Here is a 21,993-nt window from a genome sequence, read left to right as displayed (position 1 = left end):
GACGCGATCAATCGGGTCGCGGTGGCTCCTCGGCGTGTGGCTCCGGGGCGGCGCCCGGCGTGAGTGTGGTGCCGATCGAGGCGGCCATGACGGCGCCGATGGCCAGCCATTGCCAGGTGCCGAGTTCCTGGCCGAGAAACACCAGTCCCGAGAGCGCGCCGAAGGCCGGCTCCAGGCTCATCAGCGTGCCGAAGGTCGCGGTCGGCAGGCGCGGCAGGGCGATCATCTCCAGCGTATAGGGCAGCGCCGTCGACAGCACCGCCACGCCGGCGCCGAACAGCAGCACGCGGGGCTCGAGCAGGGTGGCGCCCGCCTCCCAGATACCGATCGGTGCGATCACGACAGCGGCGATCGTCACGCCGAGCACCGCGCTGTGCATGCCGTGTACGGCGCCGGCCTTCTGACCGAACAGGATATACAGCGCCCAGCAAGCGCCGGCGCCGAGCGCACAGGCTGCCCCCGGCCAGGTCACCGCGCCGGTGGTATCCGAGCCGGGCCATAGCAGGACGGCCAGGCCGGCCATCGCCAGTGCCACCCAGATCAGATCCAGCACGCGACGCGACGACAATACGGCCACGGCCAGCGGTCCGGTGAATTCGAAGGCCACGGCAATGCCGAGCGGAATCCGCGCGAGGGCTTGATAGAACAGGAAATTCATCGCGCCGAGCGCGACGCCGTAAATCGCGATCGCCTTCCAGGCGTCCGCCGAAATCGTCTTGCGCCACGGGCGCAGCACGACCAATAGAATCGCGGCGGCGATGATCAGGCGCACCGAGGTCGTGCCCGCGGCGCCGGCGACCGGAAACAGCGTATGCGCCAGGGAGGCACCGCTCTGGATCGCGCTCATCGCGACCAGCAGCAGAGCAACGGGCCAGCTTCGGGCGATAATGGCACGATGATCGAGTTTCATGACCGTAGCGCTCTGACGTGGTGTGGCCGGCCACCGCGCGGATAGGGCGATCCGACCGGGCTGGCGGCGCATGATCGCCGATAATGTCGAAATGAGCAATATATTGCACAGATCCGATGCGCGCCCCGATGTGCTGGTGCATGTGGCCGCCAACGTACGGCGCCTGCGCGCGGGTGCCGGCCTCAGCCAGGCCGCACTCGCCGAGGCCGCCGACGTGAGCCGGCGTATGCTGGTGAACATCGAAAAAGGCGACGTGAACGTCAGCCTGAATACGCTCGACCGGCTGGCCGCAGCGCTTGGGGTGGCGTTCTATGCGTTGGTCGCGCCGCCGGAAACCGAGGACGCCGCGCGCATCGACGAAGTGGCCTGGGCCGGCTCGAGCGCCGACAGCCAGGCTCGGCTGCTGGCGAGCAAGGCCGCGCGCGAGCAGGTCGAGCTGTGGTCCTGGTCGATCGCGCCAGGGGAGGTCTATGAGTCGGATGCCGATCCGGTCGGTTGGGCGAACATGATCGTCGTGCTGGCAGGTGAACTCACGGTCACGCTCGGAGAGGAACGCTTTACCATCGCCGCCGGCGATTTCTCGGTCTTTCCAAGCGACCGACCGCATCGCTATGCCAACGAGGGCGACGTGCTGCTGCGCTTCGTGCGCAACGTCGTCTATTGATTCACCGGCGCGTGCCCGTCGTCGCGCGCGCTGCACCATCGCCAGGATTGCCCATGCGCTTGTCGTCCGATGCTCCGTTCTTTCTGCTGTGGTTCGGCGCGGCCGTATCGTTGTCGGAGATGCTGGCCGGCACGCTGCTCGCGCCGCTCGGTTGGGTGCATGGCCTGATCGCCATCGTGCTCGGGCATGTCATCGGCACCACGCTGCTTGTATTCGCCGGGTTGATCGGCAGCCGCGAGAAACAAAGCGCCATGGGCACGGCCGGCGCCGCGTTCGGCTCGGCCGGACGTCGCTTGTTCGCCGCGCTCAACGTCGTGCAGCTGATCGGCTGGACCGCCATCATGCTCGCCACCGGCGCCCGTCAGTTTGCCGGCCTGGCCACCCATCTGGCGGACGTTGGGCCGGTCTGGCTGTGGATCGGCGTGTTCGGCGTGCTGGTGGCGGCGTGGTCATTGTTTGCGCGCGCCGGCATTGGCCGGCTCAACACGATCGCAGTGACGTTGTTGCTGGCGTTGTTGCTGGTCGTCTTCGTGCGGCTGTTCTTCGTCGACGCGCCGCTGGCGGCGCCCGCCGGCTCCGGGGCGATGCGCTTTGGCGCCGCGCTGGAGCTGGTGGTGGTCATGCCGTTGTCCTGGTTGCCGCTGGTGGCGGACTACAACCGCCATGCCCGCCGTGGTGGCGCGGCCGCGGTGTTCACCTGGCTCGGCTACGGCATCGGCAGCGCCTGGATGTACGCGATCGGACTGCTGATGGCGCTGCACTTTGGCGGCTTGGACCTGGCCGCGCTGGTCGGAGGCGTGCCGGCGGTACTGGCCGCGCTCGCGGTGATCCTGTTGTCGACCGTGACCACCACGTTCATGGATACCTACTCGGCCGGCGTGAGTGCGCATCATGTCGCGGGCGGCGGCGCGCCCCGGTGGCTCGCGCTGTTGATGACGGCGATCGGCACGATCGTCGCGCTCGCGGTGCCGATCGCCGCCTACGAGAGTTTTCTCTACACCATCGGCGCGCTGTTCTCGCCGCTGTATGCCGTGGTGCTGGCGCGTTATTTCCTGCTGGGTGAGCGGCGTGACGAGCCGGGCGTATTCGCTTGGCCGGCGCTCGGCGTCTGGGCGATCGGGGTGGCGAGCTACTACGGGTTTCTAGCGCTGGACACGCCCATCGGCGCCACCTTGCCCTCGTTCGCGGTGACCGCGGCCCTCTACGTGGCGACACGCCGCGTGAGCGCGCTGGTGCCCGCGTCGTAAGACCCGCATCGCCGGAGGTCGAGTGATGAAACAGACCGAACGCATCGACGCGCTGCTGGCCGAGTACGGCCGGACTTTTGCCGCCGAACTGGGCGTGGATCTGTCGCGCAACACGCCGTCGCCGTTGTTCCGGCTGCTGTGTCTGGCGCTGCTGACCAGTGCGCCGGTCCAAGCCGAGATCGCCATGCGTGCGGCGCGGGCGATGGCCGATGCCGGCTGGACCACGCCGAAGAAGCTGGCGGCGAGTACCTGGCCGGAGCGCGTGAAGGTCTTGAACGGCGCCGGCTATGCCCGGGTGGATGAAAAGACCGCCACCCAGATCATGGATTTCAACCATCATCTGCTGGACGCTTACGACGGCGACCTGCGCCAGCTGCGTGCCGAGGCGAACGGCGATCCCGACGCCGCGATTCGTGCGCTCAAGCGCTTCAAGGGCATCGGCGATACCGGCGCGGCAATATTCCTGCGCGAGGTGCAGGCGGTCTGGGGCGAGTTCTATCCGTTTGCCGACAAGGCGAGTCTGTCCACGGCCGAGAAGCTCGGTCTGCCGACCGATGCGGCGAAGCTCGCCCGACTGAGCGGGCGGGCCGACTTCCCGCGGCTGGTCGCGGCGCTGGTCCGGGTTAAACTCGCCCACGATATCGATCGCTTCCGGGACTGATCTCATGTTCGATTATTCCTGGGCCCATTGGCTCACCTTCTTCGGCGCGGCGTTCGCGCTCGAAATCGTGCCCGGGCCCGATCTGTTGTTCATCGCCACGAAGACGGCCCGGCATGGTCGCGGGCATGGTTTTGCCGCCATGTTCGGGGTGTGGACCGGCGCGCTCGTACACGTGGCGGCCACCGTGCTCGGGCTGGCCGCGATTCTCGCGCGCTCGGCGATGGCGTTTTCGGTCATCAAATGGATGGGCGCGGCGTATCTGGTCTGGCTCGGTATTCAGGCGCTCATCTCGGCCCAGCGGGGCAATGACACGTCGGAAGCCCCGAGCGTGCCGGTCGCGCCGAGCCGCTGGGCGGCCTACCGGCAGGGGATTCTCGTCGACCTGCTCAATCCCAAGGTCGCGCTGTTCTTTCTGGCCTTTATCCCGCAATTCGTCGTGCCGGGCGCTGGTCCGGTCACGGCCCAGCTCGCCCTGCACGGGCTGTTGCTGTTCGTGGTCGCCGGCCTGATCGAACCGGCCCTGATTCTGGTCGGCGATCGGCTCATGCGTTTGTTGCGTGGCCGTCGCCGGCTGGCGGCCTGGGCCGAGCGTGGCGTCGGTGCGATCTTCATCGGCCTAGGCGCGCGGCTCGCGCTCGCGCAACGCTGATCGATGCGTGCGCATGAACATCGCGGACGCTGTGCTTGTGGCGCGGTGCGCTTCCGGGTCCATGCCGATCTGACCGATGTCGTTGCCTGCCACTGCCAGACCTGCCGGCGCTGGTCCGGTTATTTCTGGGGCGCGACTCACGTCTCGCGGGAAGCGCTTTCGATCGAGGCGGGCGAAACGCTGACATGGTGGGCGTCTTCGGATCTCGCCGAGCGTGGCTTTTGTTCTCAGTGCGGCTCGAGTCTGTTCTATCGTCGCCACGACGTGGATCGCATCTCGATCGCGCCCGGTGCGCTTGAATCGCCGACGGGGCTGGCGACCGCGGCGCATATCTGCGTCGCTGAGGCCGGCGACTACTATGATCTCGATCCATCGCTCCCACAGAAGCTCGGTCCGGAGATGGACTCGTGACGCATACCGGCGGTTGTGCCTGCGGCGGTGTGCGGTTTGTCGTTCACGGCGCGCTGGCGCCGGTGATCGCCTGCCACTGTGAGAGCTGTCGCCGCTGGTCCGGTTATTACTGGGCTGCAATGGAAATCCCGCGCGAACGATTCGAATGGACGGCCTTGGCCACGCTCGCCGGCTGGTCGTCGTCGCCGGGTGTCATGCGGCGTTTCTGCCGGGTTTGTGGGGCGAGTCTCTGTTTCGACGAAGCCGGCGCCGATCATATCGAGATCGCGCCGGGCGCTTTCGACGCGCTCACCGGGCAGGCCACCATCGGTCATATCTACTGTGCGGAGGCCGGCGATTATTATCAGCTCGACGCGGCGACGCCGTGCTATCCCTACGACGAGCCGCCGGGCGGTGTGCCCGGCGGCTGACCCCACCCTCAGCTCACCTTGCGCCCGCGCGAGGGCGAAAAGCGCAGCAGCGCCCAGGGGTCCGGCATGGGCCCGGCCTCGACTTCGATGAGCACCGGGGCGTCGAGCGCAAAGGCTTCTTCGAGGCAGGCTCGCAATGCATCCGGCGTATTCGCGTGCATACCGCGGACGCCGAAGTTTTCGGCCACGCCGACGAAGTCCGGCGAATTCAGGGCGCTGGCGATGCGGCGGCCGCCGAATTTCTGGTCCTGGATACGGGCCACGTTGCCATAGGCGCGGTCGTTGACCACGATCGCTACTAGCGGAATCCGGTGCTGGGCCGCGGTGGCCAGTTCGGCGATGTTGTAGAGAAACCCGCCGTCGCCGTTGATCGAGAGCACCTTGCGGTCCGGGCAGGCGACCTGGGCGCCGAGTGCACTGGGAAAGCCCCAACCGAGCGTGCCCTGATAGCCCGGCGATAGAAAACTGCGCGGTTCATAGACCGGGAATACGGCCCGGCTGGCATAGCCAAGCTGGGTGAGTTCGTCGACAAAGATGCCGTTCCGCGGCAGCACGTCGCGAATGGCATCAAGCCAGCCGATCTGCGGTTCGAGCGCCGACAGCGCCTGGGCCGCGGCACGTCGGGCCGGTTCGATCCAGTCGCCGAGCGCCCTCGGCGCCATGCCAGGCGGCAGTTGATCGAGCAGATCGGCCACGACCTCGGCCGCATTGCCCACCAGCCTGACAGTCGGCGGGCTCAAGCGATCGAGCGCTTCGGGATCGGCCTCGATGCGAATGATCTTGAGGCGTTCGTCGAGACCCCAGTCCATCAGCTGGAGCTGCAGCCGGGTGCCGATTGCGAGCACCACGTCGGCTTCGCCCCAGAGCCTATGCCCGGCCACCGGATCGACGCACAGCGGATCGTCGCTGGCGAGCACGCCGCGGCCCATGCGGTTGGCCGTGACCGGCGCCCCCAGTGCGGCGGCCAGTCGCCGGAACGGTTCCGCCGCGCCCTGGGCGCCGCCGCCAACCACGATCAACGGGCGTTCGGCACGGGCCAGCAGTTTGGCCGCCTGTTCCAGTCCGGCCAGATCGGCCAGATCGGCCGCTGCGCGGCCCGGTTCGCTGTCCGGGATGGTAGCCCGGCCGGTACGGCCCCAGACATCGAGCGCGCATTCCAGCCCCACCGGCCGGCAGGGCGCGGTGTTTGCGATATCGAATGCGCGCGCCGTGAGCGTGCCGGCCTGGCCCGGGTGGGCGATGCGCTCGGCGGATTTCGTAACATGACGCAGTACGCCGAGCTGATCGTGGATTTCATGCAGCATGCCCACGCCGCGCCCGATCATGCGTTGCGGAATCTGGCCCGCCAGCGCGATGACCGGGGCCGAGCACGCCCAGGCGGTGGCCAGTGCGCCGGTGGTATTCAGCAGGCCCGGCCCGGGGACGACCGCGCAGACGCCCGGCCGGCCGGTGGCCATGCCATAACCGGTCGCCATATAGGCCGTGGCCTGTTCGTGGCGCGGGTTGATCGTACGCACCCGATCGGCGGCGTGATACAGCGCATCGAACAATGGATCGTTCTGGATGCCGGGCAGGGCGAAGATCGTATCGACGCCGCGCCGATGCAGCGTCTCGACCAGAATGTCGGCGGTGGTGCCCTCGACCGCCCTGCCGGGGGCAGGAACGGTCGGGGCTGCCGGGTTGGGTGCGTGCATCTAGGCGAATCCTCGCTGGGACGGTGCGGTGGCGGCGGTGTCTTCCGGCTGGCTGTCGGTGGTTTCGATCGATAGCCATTGCTGACGGCCTGCCGCCAGACGCTTGCGGGCCAGCAGCGTGCCGATGAAGCCGACGATCGCCGCCAGCGCTAGGGCGACACCCGGCATCGCGCGATTGCCGGTAACCTGGATCAGCCAGGTGACGAAGGCGGGGGTGAAGCCGCCGAAGATGGCATAGGTCAGGCTGTAGGCCAGCGACCAGCCGCTGGCGCGGACCTTGGCCGGCATGATTTCCACCAGCGAGATCATCAGCGTGCCCTGCCAGCAGCCGTACAGGCAGCCGAGGAAGACCACCGCGACCCACAGCCGGAAGAACGACGGATCGGCCACCAGCCAAGCCATGGTCGGATAGGCACAGACGCCGAGCGCCGCCGAGGCCGACAACAGCACCGGTAGCCGACCGACCCGGTCCGAGATCGCGGCCACGCCGGGCATGACGAAAAGATTGGCCGTGGCCATGCAGATGGTGACGATGAAGCTTTCCATCGACGTCAGGCCGAGGATCTTGTGGCCGTAGGTGACGATGTAGGACGTGATCAGATAAAAGGTCACCGAGGTCAGCAGAATCATCATGATGGCGTTGCCGATCAGCTGCCAGTTCTTGGCCAGCGTGGCGCTGACTTCGCGTAGGCTCGGGTGATGACGGCGCTGTTTGAACTCCTCGCTCTCGGTCATCGAGCGCCGCATGATCAGCAGCACCGGCACCAGCAGCGAACCGATCAGAAACGGCACGCGCCAGCCCCAGCTGTGCATCTGGGCGTCCGACAGGGTCAGCGACAGGCCGACGCCGATCAGCGAGGCCAACAGCACCGAAACTTCCTGGCTGGTCGGCTGCAGCGCGGCGAAAAAGCCCTTGTGATTGTTCGGCGCGATCTCGGCCAGATACACCGAGGCCGTGCCCGATTCGGCGCCGGCCGAAAAGCCCTGTAGCAGACGGCCGATGATCACGATGACAGGGGCCGCGTAGCCAATGCTGGCGAACGACGGCACGAAGGCGATCGACAGCACGCCCACCGACATGATCGAAAGGCTCAGCAGCAGCCCGGCGCGCCGGCCGTGCTTGTCGGCATAGGCACCCAGCACCAGGGCGCCGAGGGGGCGCATCAGAAAGCCGATACCGAAGGTGATCCAGGACATCAGCAGCGCGAACGCCGGATCGGTGGCAGGGAACAGGACATCCGCGATGATCCCGGCATAGAAGCCGTAGATCATGAAATCGAACATCTCGAGAAAATTGCCGGTGAGAACGCGGGCGGCGTTCTTGGCCCTCGATGAGGTCGATACCTTGGTTGTGCTCGACATGGGTGTACTCCTCCGTATCTCGTACGGTTTTTTCGCTTGTTATGGGCATACCGACCCCGGACCGGTGCAGGACCAGCCAATACGAATCGAAGGGCGGCAGGCTCTCGTAAAGCGACCGCTGCAGCGCCGATAGGCGCTGGTCGGCCGCAAATCAGTGTTCGGGCAGGGCGCTCCTGGTTGGCAAAGAGACGGCGATCATGATTCGGCCCAGCCGGCAGCCTGGGCTGTTTGCTCGTGCGCCAGCCGCTGGCGCAGCGTTTTGCGATCGACCTTGCCGACCTTGTTCAGCGGCAGGGCGTTGACTCGATAAACCGCTCGCGGGCGGTACACGGGCGATAGATCGGCCTCGACCCGGTCGGCGAGTGCTTCGGTATCGATGGCCTGATCATCGCGAGTGACCACGAACGCCACGGGGACCTCGCCGAGATCGGCGTCGGGCGCGCCGATCACGCAGCATTCGGCAACGGCCGGATGGGCCGCGATCCGGTTCTCGATCAGCGCCGGCGAGAGATTTTCCCCGCCGCGGATGATCACGTCCTTGAGCCGGCCGGTGATGGACACATAGCCGTCGTCGTCGATCCGGCCGAGGTCACCGGTGCGTAGCCAGCCGCCGACGATCGGCGAGTCCACGTCGGCGCCGATATAACCGGCCATGAGGGCCGCGCCTGTGATACGGATCTCGCCTTCGGTGCCGGGCGCGGCCTCGGTGTTCGTCTCCGGCAGGAACAGCTTCAACGTCTGGCCGGGGATGACGGTGCCGATCGAGCCGATCCGACGGGCGGACGGCGGGTTGAGCGTGGTCGTACAGGTCGATTCCGACAGCCCGTAGGAGACCACCAGCGGCACGCCGAAGACCTGCTCGATCTGCTCGTGCAGGGCCGGGGTGATCGGCGCCGAGCCACAGCGCAGAAATCGCAGGTACTCGAAAGTCTCGCCCGCCGGGATATGGGGCAGGGCCCGGGAATACATGGTGGGCACGCCGGTCACGATGCTCGGCCGGTATTCGCGCAGCTGATCGAGAATGTCGTCGGCACGAAAGCGCGGAATCAACACCACTTCGGCGCCGGCCAGAAACGGGGCGATCAGCTGATTGTTGATGCCGTTGGTGTGATGGAGCGGCATCACGTGCAGCAGCCGATCGTGCGGCGTGAGGCCGGTGTGCGCCACGACGCCATCGGCGTTGACCCGCAGATTGGCCTGGGTCAGCACCACGCCCTTGGGCCGGCCGGTGCTGCCCGAGGTGAACAACAACAGCGCGCGGTCCGTCGTCTGATGTTCGATGGCGGTCGGCGTCGCGGTTTCGTGCCTCAGCGAGGGCAGGTGCAGGGCACGCGTGCCGACCGTGATCAGTCCGGGTTCGGCTTCGTCACGAAAGTCCTCGTCCGCGAAAGCCATCACGGCCATGCGGACCGATTCGGCGCGATCGGCCAGCTCTGAGACCGTAATTCGGGGCTCCATGATGGTCGGCGCAAGCCCGGCCTGCATGGCGCCGAACAGGGCGGCCACGCAGTCGTGTGTCTTGGCGGCAGCAATGCCGACGAAGGCGCCGCGTGCCAGGCCGAGCGCGGCAAAGCCGGCGGCATAGGCATCGATCGCCGCGCCGAGCGCGCCGTAGTCGAGCATGCCGGCCGGGCCACGCAGCGCAGTGCGCCCGGCCGCGGCATGGGTTGCGATCGCCTCGCGCAGGACGCCGGACAAGGGTTGCAGCGACGGGCTCATACGGCCTCCTTGCGCAGCACGATAGCGGCGTCGGTTTCGAAGCGGCGTTCCGGGTCGAGTGCGGCCAGCGCCTCGATTTCGCGTTGGGTGGGCGATTCGGTGGGCCGGGCCTGACCGGCCTCGAAATCGAAGGCGGTACGCTCGCGGACTTCTTCCAGCGACGATTCGGGATGCCAGGAGGCCAGTGCCAGCCGATCGTTCTGCTTCACGAATACGGCGATCGGCGTGACCACGCCGTGCATGCCGCCGGCCGCCGTGACGAAATCCAGGGTCTCCACCATCGTCCGGCGTGAATGTTCGGTGCGCCAGGTGACCGATCTTTTGGCCGTGGGCAGCATAACGGCGCCGCCGCCGCCGCCCGGTAGTCGCACCTTCGGGTGGTGCCAGTCGCCGATCGCCGAAACATTGGTCCGGCCACGCCCGTCGACTTGGGCGGCGCCGAGAAAACACAGATCCATGCCGCCCCGGGTGCACAGATCGTAGAAATCCTCGTTGCCGAAGATCGCGGTCGAGCCTTCGGCGAGCACCGGGTCGGAGCTGGAAATCGGCACCGATGACGGTATGGGATCGACCCCGCCCGCCACATTGATATAGGTGAAGTCGAAATCGTAGGCGCGGCGCGCCAGCAGGCAGGCCAGCATCGGCAGGCTGGAGTTCACGCCGCTGAAGGTGACTTCATGCGGCCGTATGAAGCGCGCCAGATTGGTGACGATATAGGCAAACGGCGACCAGGATTCAGACATGAGCGATCTCCTCGCGGGCTTCCGGGGCGGCGGCTAGGTGATCGGCGAGGGCGGCCTCGTCGCGGCCCAGATAGGCCTCGACAGCCGGGTAATCGACTTCGTAATCCGGCCAGCAGGAGCCCGGCCAGCCGGCGTTCGGCAGCACGGCGGCGGCCTCGACCATGAAATGCGGCACGAGCGTGAGCTCCGGGCGCTCACGAAACGTGTCGGTGGCGACCTGCCGTTCGGCCACCACCAGCACGCGATCCGCGGCCCGGGTCATGATGCGGTCCCAGTGCGAGGTACCGAAGACGCGGGCGTCGCCCTGTTCGGTGACTTCGTTGGCGAGCACGATGGCGAAATCCGGGCGGATCTTCGGGATGACATAGGTCTCGCCTGCGTTGCCGTAGGGATCGGGCAGTTTCTGCCAGCCGTTCAGCTCGGCCAGCGCCGAGCCGTGGATACCGCCGCAGGGCATGAACGGCACACCGAACGCCGAGGCCCTGAGGCCGGCGGTGAGCGTGGCGCAGGCATGTTCCTCGAGTTCGACGTCGCCGTTTTCGATCGCGCGGCGGTACCAGGGGGCAAGCCCGAAATTGCCTTCCATGGCGACGATGCCGGTTCGCGCCCGACGGACCGCACCGGCCCGGCAGAGGATATCGATGTCGTAGCCCGGCGATTGCTTGATGATCTCCAGATCACGGCGCTGCTGGCGGATCAGTTCGCGCACCAGCGCGAACGGGCCGCGATGCAGAAAGCTGCCGCCCAGCGCGAGCGAGGCGCCGTCGGGAATGCGGGCGGCCAGCTTGGCCACGCTTTCGATCTTGGCGGTACGTGCGATACCCATTACGACGCCTTCTTCTGTTGGGCCTGGGCCGCAGCAGCTTCGCGATAAGCGCGCATGCGGTCCTTGAGACCGGGTTCGGCGGCCGAGGCCACCAGCTCGGCCATGTCGGCATCGCGCGTGTCGCGCCGGACTACCCGGAACAGGCGGTCCGCCGCGTCGGCGCTTAGATCGGGGGCCGCGACGGCATTGAGTCGCGTCGCGACATTTTCGGCGGCGACGAGATCGGTGACGAAACCGCGTTCGCGTGCGGTGGCGGCATCGAAGGTCACACCGTCGTGTAGCACTTCACGGGCCCAGTCGGCGCCGACGATGTCCGCGAACCGCCGCGAGCCCAGCACCAGCCCGAAGCCGAGCCCGGGCATGCGAAAGCTCGCCTCCGGGCTCGCCCAGCGCCGGTTGCAGACCGCGAGCAGATCCACACCGGCGCCGAAGTTGCGCCCGTGGGCATAGGCGACGGTGTCGAAACTCGCATGGGCCAGTGCCTGCAGCAGTTGCTCGATGCGCACGAAACGCCGCAGCAGATCACCTTCGCTTTCGTTTTCGAAGCCGGAGAAATCGAAGCCGGCCGAGAAGTTTTTGCCTTCGCCGCGCAGGGTCAGCAAACGGGTGCCGTCGCGCTCGGCGGTGGCGACGGTTTCGATCAGCGCTTCGACCAGCCCGGCCGACAGGGCGTTGCGCTTGTCCGGCCGGGCCAGCACGACCTGCGTGGTCGTGCCGACGCGGGTCACGCGGATCGGGAGCACGGTTTTAGCGGGCATCGGCGGCCTCCCGGCGGGTTTCGAATTCGGCGAACACTTCGTCGTTGTGTTCGCCCAGTTCGGGCGGGCGGCGATAGGGGCGGACGTTTTCGCCGCCGAAGCGCAGGGGCGAGATGAAGGTTTGGGTCTCGTGCCCGCCGGGCAGGGTCAGCGGCTGGACCCAGCCCATGTGATCGACCTGCGGATCGGCCAGCGCTTCGGCATAGCCGTTGATCGGCGCACAGGCCACGCCCGCCTCGCGGAATAGGGCAAGCACGGTGTCGACGCTCTTGTCGGCGAACACACCCTCGAAGATCGCCTTGAGTTCGGCCTGGTTCTCGGCGCGCCGTGTGGTCGAGCCGAACCGGGCTTCATCGATCAGGTCCTCGCGATGGATCGCCTTGCAGGCGCGGGCGAACAGCGCGTTGTTGCCGGCCGCCATGGCGACGTGCCCATCGGCCACGCGAAACGCTTCGTATGGCGCGTTGCGCGGATGGGCCGAGCCGAGCTTGACCGGGTTCTCGCCGGTGCCGAAATACTGGCTGGTCTGGAGCGCACTGATGGCCAGCGATGCACCGAGCATCGAGGCATCGATATGCGTGCCATGCCCGGTGGCGGCCACCTCGCGCAGCGCTGCCGAAATGGCGAAGGCGCCGTACAGGCCGGTGGCAAAGTCGGCCAGCGGCACGCCGCATTTGACCGGCTCGCCACCGGGTTCGCCGGTCACGCTCATCACGCCGCTCATGGCCTGGAGCGTCAGGTCAAAACCGGCCTCGCTGGCACGCGGTCCGTCCTGGCCGAAGGCCGAGATCGAGCAATAAACCAGCTCCGGGTGCTGCTTCGAGACTGCGGCATAGGCCAGTCCGAGTCGTTCCATTACGCCGGGGCGGTTGTTTTCGAGCACCACATCGGCCGAATCGACCAGTACACGGGCGCGGGCCTGGTCGGCCGGATTCTTGAGATCGAGGGTCACCGAGCGCTTGTTGCGATTGACCGAAGCGAAATTCTCGCTGTAGCCGTCGCTGATCGGCGGCCAGGCGCGCATGCTGTCGCCGCCGGCCGGGTTCTCGACCTTGATCACGTCGGCGCCCATGTCGGCCAGCAGCATGCCGCAGAACGGCCCGGCGGCGACGCTGCAGAACTCGATGACGCGTATGCCTTGTAACGGTTGCACGTTGTCTCCTCGAAAGATAAAGCGAAGGCGGCTCAGGCGGCCGCGCTGTCGGGGTAGGCATCGCCGCGATAGCCGAGTGCCCGCGACAGTTCGCGCGCGGTGCGGATCACGACCGGGCCGTGCTGGTGCAGGGTGCCGAGCGACAGCCGTTCCAGCGGGCCTGAGATACCGAGTGCGGCGACCGGCAGGCCGTGGGCATCGAACACCGGCGCCGCCGCGCCGCCGACCGAGTCGCGCCACTCGCCGCAGTTGATCGAAAAACCGCGACGGCGTGTTTCGGCCAGGTCGGCCAGCAGCGCTTCCAGAGTGTCGAGCGTGTGTGGCGTCCACTGAGCCAAATCGTCCGGCAGGGTGGCTAGCATGTCGTCGCTCTGCCAGGCCAGCAGCGCTTTGCCGGAGGCCACGCAGTGCGCCGGTGCACGACCGCCGATCGCGGAATAGGCGCGGACCGGCTGCGGGCTTTCGATCTTGTTGAGATAGATCACATCCAGCCCGTCCAGCACCGACAGATGGATGCTCTCGTGGGTCGCATGGGCGAGCTGCTGCAGATACGGGTCGGCGATCTGGCGTACGTCCAGCCGGCTGACGACCGCGCTGGCGACTTCAAACAGTTTGAGGGTGCATTCGTAGGTGGCCGTCTCGGGATTGCTGCGGGCATAGCCGGCGGCGACCAGGGTTTGCAGCGTGCGATGCGCGTTGCTCTTGGTCAGATCCAGCGCCCGTGAGAGCGTGGTGACGCCCATCGGTTGCGGGCTGGCGGCCAGGGTCTCGAGAACACGCAGGCCCTTGAGCAGTGTCTTGTCCATGTTCTAAATACCAGAACGCGTTTCCAGAATTCGGTATAGGCATCTGGCGCCGTTCGAGCGCTACCTGATATTAGAAAAAAGTCTTATGTGTCAGTGTTCTATAGTTTGGAACACGACGGCGCGCGAACACCTGCAGTGATCGGTCCAAGCCACTGTTTCCAGAATGGAAGACTGCGTTCTGAATAATGGGGCCCGCGTCGATCGTTCTGCATGCCAACAAGTGGGGCTCGTAGCCGTGCCGCAGTCTTCGGCCGGATCGGGTTAAGCCACCGTGTCTGCGCGTTTCGGCTGCCGCCAGTCAGGCGAACGGAGCGATGCTCGCTTGCCCTGAGGCCGGCTCCGAGCTGGCATTCGCTACCGGGCTGTCCGGAGGTCGGCCCGGTCGATTGCTCGGGTGATGATTAGCTGGGCATTGGCTGCAATGGGAAACAGCACGTCGGGTTAGTGTCGGTCGCCGCGGCGGCTACGGCACTGGGGTTGGTGGTGCAGTTGGGTAGCAGTAAAGCGCCGCTCCTGTCGGAGCGGCGCATCGTTCAAGGCCGGTTTCGATACCGCTACGCTACTGGCGAGGCACGATGGCCCAGTTCGGGTAGTCGTTGTAGCGCGGCTGAACCGAGCGATGCGCGAAGATTTCCCACGCCTTGTCGCTCTTGTCCACGCCCCGATCAACGCTGGCTGCGAGCGCGGGCTGCAGGTTCGACGGAAAACCGGCCGGAGAGTTCGAGTAGCCCTCCATCTCCCCGATTTGAGTCGGGGGGTTCATGTAGTTGTGGTACGTCTGCGAGTCGCACTTCAGGCCGGCGAGGTTCGGCAGCGTCGCTTGGTAGGCCTCATCGAGACTGCTGAAGAAATCCGCGCCGCGGGCCGGCTTGATCTGCAGGGCGTAGACGGAAGCCTCCGTCCAGCAGAAGCCGGTATCCGGGCGATCGATCCAGTCGGTCATGCGGCCGACCTGGAACTGGAGCAGCCATTGCGCGAACGGTTCGAACTCCTTGAAGCCGAGATCCGTGGCGTAGGAGGTCGACCAGGCGAAGAAGTCTTCCTGCCATGGGGGGATGCCGACCGACTCGTTGCCGTTGACGGAATAGTTGGTGTAGTTGTCGAGAATATGCAGCGGATGCTGATCCTTGTGCTGCAAGTAGTAGCTGTCGTAGTCGTCGGCAATGTTATGGAGCAGCCCCGTAAAGTAGCCGTGCATCGGATCGGCATCGGGGGTGGCGTATGCCGCTTGCGCGAGTGTCCGCAGGGTCCAGGCCTGTTGTCGTATCTGATCCGCCGCACCGCGCAGGATGCCCTTGGCGTCCTGTCGATAACCGGGGTTGGTCCAGAGCTCGGCATAGGAGCCCGCGAACTCCAGCTCTTCAAGATAGTAGTAGTCGCCGGTGACCAGATACGTCAGGAAACCGATCGAGGGATGGTGGGCCAGGTTGTACTGATAGGGTGAATCGCAGTCGCCGCTACAGGCGGTATACAGATCACGGCGAATATCGGGCGACCAACTGGTATCGCGACGTGCCGCCACGGTGATATAGGGGTGATCGGTAATTGTGACCGGCCGGCCGGTGGTCGCGTCGCGAAAATGAAAGCCGTAGGCGCCGACCGCGCTGTCGTTGGCCTGCATGTAGTCGAAGGCCCGCGGGTCGCCGCTCAGGGCATAGAGGGCACTCCATCGTGGCAGCGGGCCGATGGCGGTTTGCGCCCCGACATCGCCCATGTGCTGGGTCTGGGCACCGTTGGTCATCGGCGGATAGCTGGCCGGCAGGCTGGCCAGCGTCGATTCGTCCGGTTTGATGTCCGCATATTTCGGAATGGCCCGGGTCGCCTGGAGATACTGCATGTCCGGCTGGACATAGAGATCGGGATCGGTACCCCACCACAGGACCTTGTGCCACCGGGCATGGTCGTAATGCGGCAGGTTCTTGATCTGAAAACTATGTTCGCCCACTTTGATCGTGGCGTCGTAGGTCAGATTGCTCGCTGTCTTGCCATAGGTGAAGTCGTTTTCCACGACCGTGTCGACGCGGGCGTTCGTGATCTGCCCGCTGTAGCTGGCATGGGCCCGGATATGGAAATAGGCCGCGAGCTGGTTATCGCGATCTGTCTTGGCGCCCTGCATGCGGCCACCGATAAGCCACTCGCTGGTCCGGGGCCCCGATAGCCACGTCTTGCAGATCTTGTCGGGCACGGCATTGCAGCCGCCCTGATCGATGATCGCCTGGAGCAGCGTGCGAGCGTTCTGGGTGAGGGTGTCAGCGCCGTTCTGAATCGTGATGTGGGCATCGAAGCCGGAGGACAGCAGGCGGCTGATCGTGATCGCGCCCGGCGGCGAGCCCCCGGCCCGATCCCCGTTCGTGAACAGCTTGATTCGCACGTCGCCGTGGGCCGGCACTTTATCGAGCTGGAACGACAGGATCGCGTGTTTCACCGAGCCATCGTCATAGTAGCTTTTGATGTCGGCTTGCACGCCCTGACTGCTCGGGTTGCTCGGCGTCGAATAGAACAGCGACTTGTTGGGCCGATAGTCGTCTTTCTTGAAGACTTGCCCGTAGGTGACGACCTGATAAGACGCATCGTTATCGGACCGGTTGCGAACGGTTACGTCGGTGATGTCGGGGTTGTCGCCGCGAGTGTCGGGGCCCAGAAAAATGGAATAGGGCAACTTCGGCGGCGTGAGCCCCGCCTTGGTGTACACGTAGTTAATGAAGTTCTGTTCCTGGTCGTACAGCGTTTTCTGCTGCGAGCTCAGGTCGTTATAAGTCCACGCCATCGCGCAGGTGCTGGTCGCGACGGCCAGGACGCCCGTGATGCCGATCAGTGCCCGCCGGCAGGTTGATGAAATCCCCATCAGGTATAACCCCGCGTAATACAAAGAAGATGAAATATTCGAGTGCGGCTTTCGTTTATGTTTGAAAAATGAAGAAGCACTGGTTTTCAATGCCTGTTCCATGTTTTCAATCGATGAATGACGCAATTTGATGCATCGTATCTATTATTAAAAAATGGTTTTACGCGCCATCCTCGCATCTAATGGTTCGCTTTATTTTTAATTCGGCAGAATTTGGGTATGACAATCCCCGTCAGCGCCAATGTTATGGATTAAACCCGCGAGTCATTGGGCGAACAGCGCTACTTTTATATGCCTTTTCCGAGTCCCCGAAGCGGAATCTCGATAGCGAACAAAGGCAGGTATCGACCCACATAGGTTGGCCTTCCGCGTTCGAGCGGAGGCCGGCTTGGCGACGTCTCGGCCCGATATTCCGAACCGTGCACGGGTTTATCCAGCGAGTTTGTTTTGTAGATGGGGGAATAATCCCAGCGCCGAACGTAACGCTGCGACAGCGCGAACGTGGGCGCTCTGCATCGGCCAACGTTTACAGGCGCGCACGGAGCCGACTCCTCCGTGCGCTGGCGCTATCAGCGAAAGGCCGGCTCGTCGAACGAACGCAGCTTGCGCGAGTGCAGCGCTTCGACGCCGGATTCACGAATCAGGCGCAGCGTTTCCAGCCCGATGGTGAGGTGTTGCTGCACCTGGCTCTGATAGAAAGCGTTGGCCATGCTGCGCAGCTTGAGCTCGCCGTGCATCGGCTTGTCGGAAACACACAGCAGCGTGCCGTAGGGCACGCGCAGACGGAAGCCGTTCGCGGCGATGGTCGCGCTTTCCATGTCGATGGCAATGGCCCGCGACTGGGAGAAACGCTCGTAAAGCTCGTCGTAGCGGAATTCCCAGTTGCGGTTGTCGGTGCTGGCGACGGTGCCGGTACGCAGCCGGTTCTTGAGGTCGCGCTTGGATAGGCCGGTGACGCCCGAGACGGCTTGTTCGAGCGCGATCTGCATTTCCGCGATCGGCGGGATCGGCACCCAGGGCGGCAGATCCTGATCGAGCACGTGGTCCTCGCGCACGTACGCATGGGCAAGGACATAGTCGCCGAGCTGCTGGGAGCGGCGCAGGCCGCCGCAGTGGCCGATCATCAGCCAGCAGTGCGGGCGCAGGACGGCCAGATGATCGGTGATGGTCTTGGCGTTGGCCGGACCCATGCCGATGTTGATCAGGGTGACGCCGAGGCCATCCTCGCGCGTCAGATGATAGGCCGGCATCGGCGGCAGATGCTTCGGCGTTTCGCCGCCGGCGGTCAGATGATCGTACCGGGCGTTGGGCTCGACCACGTCGCCCGGCGAGACAAAGCCGGTGTACTCGTCGTGGTTCGCGATTTGGTCGCGCGCGTGAGCCGTGAAGTCGTCGACGTAGCGCTGATAATTGGTCAGCAGCACGAATCCCTGGAAATAAGCCGGGTCGGTGCCGGTGTAATGGGCCAGGCGTTGCAGCGCGAGATCGGTGCGCTGGGCGTCGAACAGCGCCAGCGGAAACGGGTGCCCCGGTGGCGTGCGATGCGTGCTGTTGGGAATCGCATCGTTCATGTTGGCCAGATCCGGCAGATCGAAGGCCCGCTCCATCGCGCGCACCGCCGCCGGCGTGAGATCGGCGGTGGCGGCCTCGATCATGAACGGCAGCGGGATCGGCTGATCCGACAGGCCGACCTGGATCGGCGCGCCGTGGTTCTCGATCAGCAGCGACAGCTGTTCCAACAGATAATCGTGGAACAGATCCGGCCGGGTTACCGTGGTGCCGTGGACCCCGCCCTTGCGCAGCGAGCCATAGGTCGGTCGCGCCGAGCTGACCAGCCGGTCCGGCGTGGTCTCGATACCGACATACGGATAGTAGGCCGCGGGCAGTACTTCCGGCTCATGTTCACCGGCCACGAATCGGCGATGGCGCTCTTCCATCTGCTCGCGTGCGGCCGCGTACAGCGACTCGATCCGGGCGAGGGCATCCTCGGCGTTGTCGAAGGATTGCAGATCGCGGGCGTTGCCATGTGCGGTGCCGGGCATGGCGGCTTCCTTAATTGTCTGATTGGTGGGCGTTGTCAGGTTAGCAATGCGCAATGACATCTGGGCGTTATTAACTCACCAGAGCGTCGCGCGACCAAGGAGCTGATAGCCAAGCAGCTTGCTCGCCTCGTTGAATCGCCGCGAGAGCGTGACCGGATTATCAACTGGGGCCGAGCAGAAATGCAGCGTTGGACACTGTTGACGTGCGGTCGCCCAGGCACGATAAGCGTGGAAGCGGTCCGTGACGATCGCAACACGTGGCGCTGTCCGAATTGGCGTCAATACACAGGAGTACTCGAAATTTTGGTACGTGGAGCGCGCGCGGCCTTCAACGTGGATATGCCCCGGTGGGATATTCATCTCGCGTGCCTGACGAGCCAGAAGTTGTGCCGAATCTCCGCCGGAGCCCGCACCTGAAAAGACGATTTGTGCGACGCGACCCGCCCGATACAGCGCGACGGCGTGGCGCGTTCTGCGGTAGTGAGGTGCGCCGCTGAGCACGAGCGCTACGGACTGGGGCTCGGCATGTTGAGCACAAGAGGCCGGAATATTGCCGATACGAAAGATGTCGACTGCGGCCAGAGTGAGCACGGCGATTAGCGTGAGCCCAATGATTGTAGAAACGGCTGTTTTTATCGCGGGCTCTCGCAACAGGGGGAGACGGCTATGCCGGAAATAGATGCGCTGAACGGGACGGATATAGGATAGGCCAGCGTACTGCAGCGCTCTGGAAAAACTCTCGGATACTCATGATTATGGATGCCGCTGCATGGTCAGGATAGCGTCAGATAGGACGTCTTGCCGAGGTATGAACCCTAGCCTTAGATTGGCACGCTTTGCTGGGCTATTATCGGCGAATACGGCCAGTTCGAGGGTGTCCGAGGTCCGGTGTCGGGCCGCGTCGGCGGCCAGCCGGTCGATGAGCGTGTCGATGATGCGTTGGCCGCGGCGGTTCGGGGCCACGATCAGCCGGGCGAAGCGCACTGTGGCTGGCGGCTTGAAATAGTACTCGCCGAACGCAACCAACGCGCCGGTCTCGTCGACCAGCGCGCGTGGGTGGGCGTATTCGCGATACAGCGCGAGCGCCAGCTCGGGCCCGTCCAGTGGCCAGGGCATCTCCGGCCCGGCCCAGCGGCGTGCCGCCGGGCCGTCCGGTATCCATTCGCAGAGCCGAGCGTAATCCGCCGGCCGGGGCGGTCTCAGGCGGAAACGATTCGGCGTTTCGCTCAACGTGTCCAGAAGTTGTTGCGCACCAGGTCGACGACTTCGCCCATGCGGCCGGACAACACAGCTTTGGTCGAATACAGCGCGGTCGAGGCGACCTGACTGAATTCCACGTGGGGCGGCATGACCAGTTCCATACGGTTGACCTTCACATCCAGAATACCCGGGCCGTCGTGGGCCAGCAGTTCGGCGACGGCGCCGTCGAGCTCATGCTTGGCCTCGACCTTGCGGCCCCACAGGCCCACCGCATGGGCGAGCGCGCCGAAGTCCGGGTTCTTCAGCTCGGTGTAGGCATCGAGTAGGCCGTCGACTTTCTGCTCGAGTTCGACGAAGCCGAGCGAGCTGTTGTTGAAGATCACGATCTTGAGCGGGATCTCGAACTGGGCGAGCGTCAACAGGTCGCCCATGAGCATCGACAAACCACCGTCGCCGCACATGGCGATCACTTGCCGGCCTGGAAACGCCTGGCTGATGCCGATCGCTTGTGGATAGGCGTTGGCCATGGTGCCGTGGACCAGACTCGGTAGCGTACGACGCTGGCCGTTAGCCTTGATGTGACGCAGGCACCACACCATCGGGCTGCCGCCGTCGGCGGTGAACACGGCGTCGTCGGCGGCGTGCGCATCCAGCGCCAGGGTGAGTTCCTGCGGATGAATCAGGCTGTCGTCTTCGGATTCGGCCGCGGCGTCGTCGAGCGATTCCCGATAGGTCTTGCGGCACGCGTTGACCCAGTCGCGGTCGTCGTGGCGCGCCACGCGGTCGATCAGCGCCGCGCAGGTATCGCGCACCGAGCCGATTACGCCGATATCCACCGGATGGCGCAGGCCGATCTGCCCGGCCGCGATATCCACCTGGATGATGGTCGCGTCCTCGGGATAGAACTGGGCCCAGGCGAAGCTGCAGCCCAGTAGCAGCAGCGTGTCGCATTCCGACACCGCGCGATAACCGCCGGCCAGGCCGAATACGCCGGTCATGCCCACTTCCAACTCGTTACCGTATTCGATGAAATCCTTGGCGCGAGAGGTCCAGGCGATCGGCGCGCCGAGCTTGTCGGCCAGGGCGATGACTTCATCGTGCGCATCGGCACAGCCGTGACCGGCATAGATCGATACTTTCTTACCGGCGTCGAGGGCTTCGACCACGGCCTCCAGCTCGGTCTCCGACGGACGCACGACCGGATCGAAGCGCATCGTGCGCCAGGGCAGGTTGTTCTCCGGCTTGGCGGTGAAGATATCACCGGGCACGATCAGCACCGCCAGTCCGCCTTCGTTGAGCGCTTTCTGCGCGGCGATTGCGGTCAGGCGTTTGGCGTTCTCGGGGCTGGAGACGTATTCACAGAACACGCTGTACTGGGCGTACAGCGGGCGCTGGTCGACGTCCTGTGGAAAACCGACGCCCATTTCAGCGGTCGCGACCTGCGAAGCGATGAACACCACCGGCGCGCCGTTGCGATGCGACTCCATCAGACCGTTGATGAAATGCGTGCTGCCGGGCCCGCAGGTGCCGGCACAGCAGGCCAGCTCGCCCGTCATGTAGGCCTCGCCGCCGGCCGCGAACCCGCCGACTTCCTCGTGGCGGACATGGACCCAGTCCATATCCGAGCGCCGAATGGCGTCCGTGAGGTGATTGATGGTGTCGCCAACGACGCCGTAACAGCGCTTGGCACCTGCGTCGAGCAGGGTGGCAACCATGATTTCTGCGACGTTCTGACTCATTGAGTGGCCCGGGCAAGGAATGTCTCGATCCTTCGATCATACAAGTTTGCGTCGAGCCAGATGCCGGCTTGTCGCGTGGCGGGGCGCACGCGGATCCAATAGCGTTGATCTGCATCAAATAGCGCAGGTCGGCGATCGGACAGGCTGAGTTTGG

The 21,993-nt window shown here is 65.2% G+C and carries 20 protein-coding genes; 6 read left to right on the top strand and 14 right to left on the bottom strand.

Translation table 11 applies throughout. From position 1 onward, the window contains the following. Positions 1–7: 7 nt before the first annotated feature. On the bottom strand, positions 8–910 hold the full coding sequence (locus C41B8_RS03280; RefSeq protein ID WP_037334460.1) for an EamA family transporter: 903 nt from the start codon (positions 908–910) through the stop codon (positions 8–10). 91 nt (positions 911–1,001) lie between these two features. Here C41B8_RS03280 and C41B8_RS03275 point away from each other — a divergent pair, with 91 nt between their 5' ends. The 6 genes from C41B8_RS03275 to C41B8_RS03250 are packed head-to-tail and all read left to right on the top strand — an operon-like array spanning position 1,002 to position 4,952. Beyond that, positions 1,002–1,574 carry a helix-turn-helix domain-containing protein gene (locus tag C41B8_RS03275; RefSeq protein WP_037334457.1) on the top strand — a complete coding sequence of 191 codons (573 nt, stop codon included), beginning with the start codon at positions 1,002–1,004 and terminating at the stop codon, positions 1,572–1,574. Between the two features lie 53 nt (positions 1,575–1,627). After that, the gene (cytX, locus tag C41B8_RS03270) at positions 1,628–2,821 is read left to right on the top strand and encodes a putative hydroxymethylpyrimidine transporter CytX (RefSeq protein WP_037334049.1); all 1,194 of its coding nucleotides are present in this window, start codon (positions 1,628–1,630) and stop codon (positions 2,819–2,821) included. A 25-nt stretch (positions 2,822–2,846) separates the two neighbouring features. Further along, positions 2,847–3,482 carry a hypothetical protein gene (locus C41B8_RS03265; RefSeq protein WP_037334047.1) on the top strand — a complete coding sequence of 212 codons (636 nt, stop codon included), beginning with the start codon at positions 2,847–2,849 and terminating at the stop codon, positions 3,480–3,482. A 4-nt stretch (positions 3,483–3,486) separates the two neighbouring features. Further along, positions 3,487–4,131 (top strand): LysE family translocator, encoded by a 645-nt coding sequence (locus tag C41B8_RS03260; RefSeq protein ID WP_037334044.1) that lies wholly within the window; start codon positions 3,487–3,489, stop codon positions 4,129–4,131. Between the two features lie 3 nt (positions 4,132–4,134). Then, positions 4,135–4,542, top strand: coding sequence for a GFA family protein (locus C41B8_RS03255; RefSeq protein ID WP_037334041.1), 408 nt, complete (start codon positions 4,135–4,137; stop codon positions 4,540–4,542). Continuing rightward, the gene (locus tag C41B8_RS03250; protein WP_051882937.1) at positions 4,539–4,952 is read left to right on the top strand and encodes a GFA family protein; all 414 of its coding nucleotides are present in this window, start codon (positions 4,539–4,541) and stop codon (positions 4,950–4,952) included. Before C41B8_RS03255 ends, C41B8_RS03250 begins: the two co-directional genes overlap by 4 nt. Positions 4,953–4,960: 8 nt before the next feature. Here the strand turns inward: C41B8_RS03250 and C41B8_RS03245 are convergent, their stop codons facing one another. From C41B8_RS03245 to C41B8_RS03190, 13 genes are all read right to left on the bottom strand, one after another. Further along, on the bottom strand, positions 4,961–6,646 hold the full coding sequence (locus C41B8_RS03245) for a thiamine pyrophosphate-dependent enzyme (RefSeq protein WP_084188430.1): 1,686 nt from the start codon (positions 6,644–6,646) through the stop codon (positions 4,961–4,963). Continuing rightward, positions 6,647–8,008 (bottom strand): tricarballylate/proton symporter TcuC, encoded by a 1,362-nt coding sequence (tcuC, locus tag C41B8_RS03240; RefSeq protein WP_084188429.1) that lies wholly within the window; start codon positions 8,006–8,008, stop codon positions 6,647–6,649. It lies immediately after the preceding gene. A gap of 195 nt (positions 8,009–8,203) precedes the next feature. Continuing rightward, positions 8,204–9,727, bottom strand: coding sequence for a class I adenylate-forming enzyme family protein (locus tag C41B8_RS03235; RefSeq protein WP_051882935.1), 1,524 nt, complete (start codon positions 9,725–9,727; stop codon positions 8,204–8,206). Next, the gene (locus C41B8_RS03230; protein WP_037334038.1) at positions 9,724–10,470 is read right to left on the bottom strand and encodes a CoA-transferase subunit beta; all 747 of its coding nucleotides are present in this window, start codon (positions 10,468–10,470) and stop codon (positions 9,724–9,726) included. The genes C41B8_RS03235 and C41B8_RS03230 overlap by 4 nt, the downstream gene beginning before the upstream one ends. Then, a complete protein-coding gene (locus C41B8_RS03225; RefSeq protein WP_037334036.1) occupies positions 10,463–11,296 on the bottom strand; it encodes a CoA transferase subunit A in 834 nt (277 codons plus the stop codon). The genes C41B8_RS03230 and C41B8_RS03225 overlap by 8 nt, the downstream gene beginning before the upstream one ends. After that, positions 11,296–12,054: an enoyl-CoA hydratase/isomerase family protein gene (locus tag C41B8_RS03220; RefSeq protein WP_051882933.1), complete on the bottom strand. Its 759-nt coding sequence runs from the start codon at positions 12,052–12,054 to the stop codon at positions 11,296–11,298. Before C41B8_RS03220 ends, C41B8_RS03225 begins: the two co-directional genes overlap by 1 nt. Beyond that, complete coding sequence (locus C41B8_RS03215) at positions 12,044–13,207, bottom strand: CaiB/BaiF CoA transferase family protein (protein ID WP_037334032.1); 1,164 nt, start codon at positions 13,205–13,207, stop codon at positions 12,044–12,046. Before C41B8_RS03215 ends, C41B8_RS03220 begins: the two co-directional genes overlap by 11 nt. Positions 13,208–13,239: 32 nt before the next feature. Further along, complete coding sequence (locus C41B8_RS03210; protein WP_037334029.1) at positions 13,240–14,013, bottom strand: IclR family transcriptional regulator; 774 nt, start codon at positions 14,011–14,013, stop codon at positions 13,240–13,242. A gap of 559 nt (positions 14,014–14,572) precedes the next feature. Beyond that, entirely contained in the window at positions 14,573–16,858 is a 2,286-nt protein-coding gene (locus C41B8_RS03205) for a hypothetical protein (RefSeq protein ID WP_037334023.1), read from the bottom strand. 569 nt (positions 16,859–17,427) lie between these two features. Next, positions 17,428–18,900 carry an AMP nucleosidase gene (locus C41B8_RS03200; protein WP_037334018.1) on the bottom strand — a complete coding sequence of 491 codons (1,473 nt, stop codon included), beginning with the start codon at positions 18,898–18,900 and terminating at the stop codon, positions 17,428–17,430. A 75-nt stretch (positions 18,901–18,975) separates the two neighbouring features. Next, entirely contained in the window at positions 18,976–19,491 is a 516-nt protein-coding gene (locus C41B8_RS19960; RefSeq protein ID WP_198025031.1) for a YdcF family protein, read from the bottom strand. Between the two features lie 162 nt (positions 19,492–19,653). Then, positions 19,654–20,130: a GNAT family N-acetyltransferase gene (locus tag C41B8_RS19325; protein ID WP_051882931.1), complete on the bottom strand. Its 477-nt coding sequence runs from the start codon at positions 20,128–20,130 to the stop codon at positions 19,654–19,656. Beyond that, entirely contained in the window at positions 20,127–21,839 is a 1,713-nt protein-coding gene (locus tag C41B8_RS03190; protein WP_037334016.1) for a thiamine pyrophosphate-dependent enzyme, read from the bottom strand. The genes C41B8_RS19325 and C41B8_RS03190 overlap by 4 nt, the downstream gene beginning before the upstream one ends. Between the last annotated feature and the right edge of the window lie 154 nt (positions 21,840–21,993).

Source organism: Salinisphaera hydrothermalis C41B8 (assembly GCF_000732535.1).
Classification (GTDB): Bacteria; Pseudomonadota; Gammaproteobacteria; order Nevskiales; family Salinisphaeraceae; genus Salinisphaera; species Salinisphaera hydrothermalis.
This window is presented reverse-complemented; position numbering and strand designations above follow the sequence as displayed.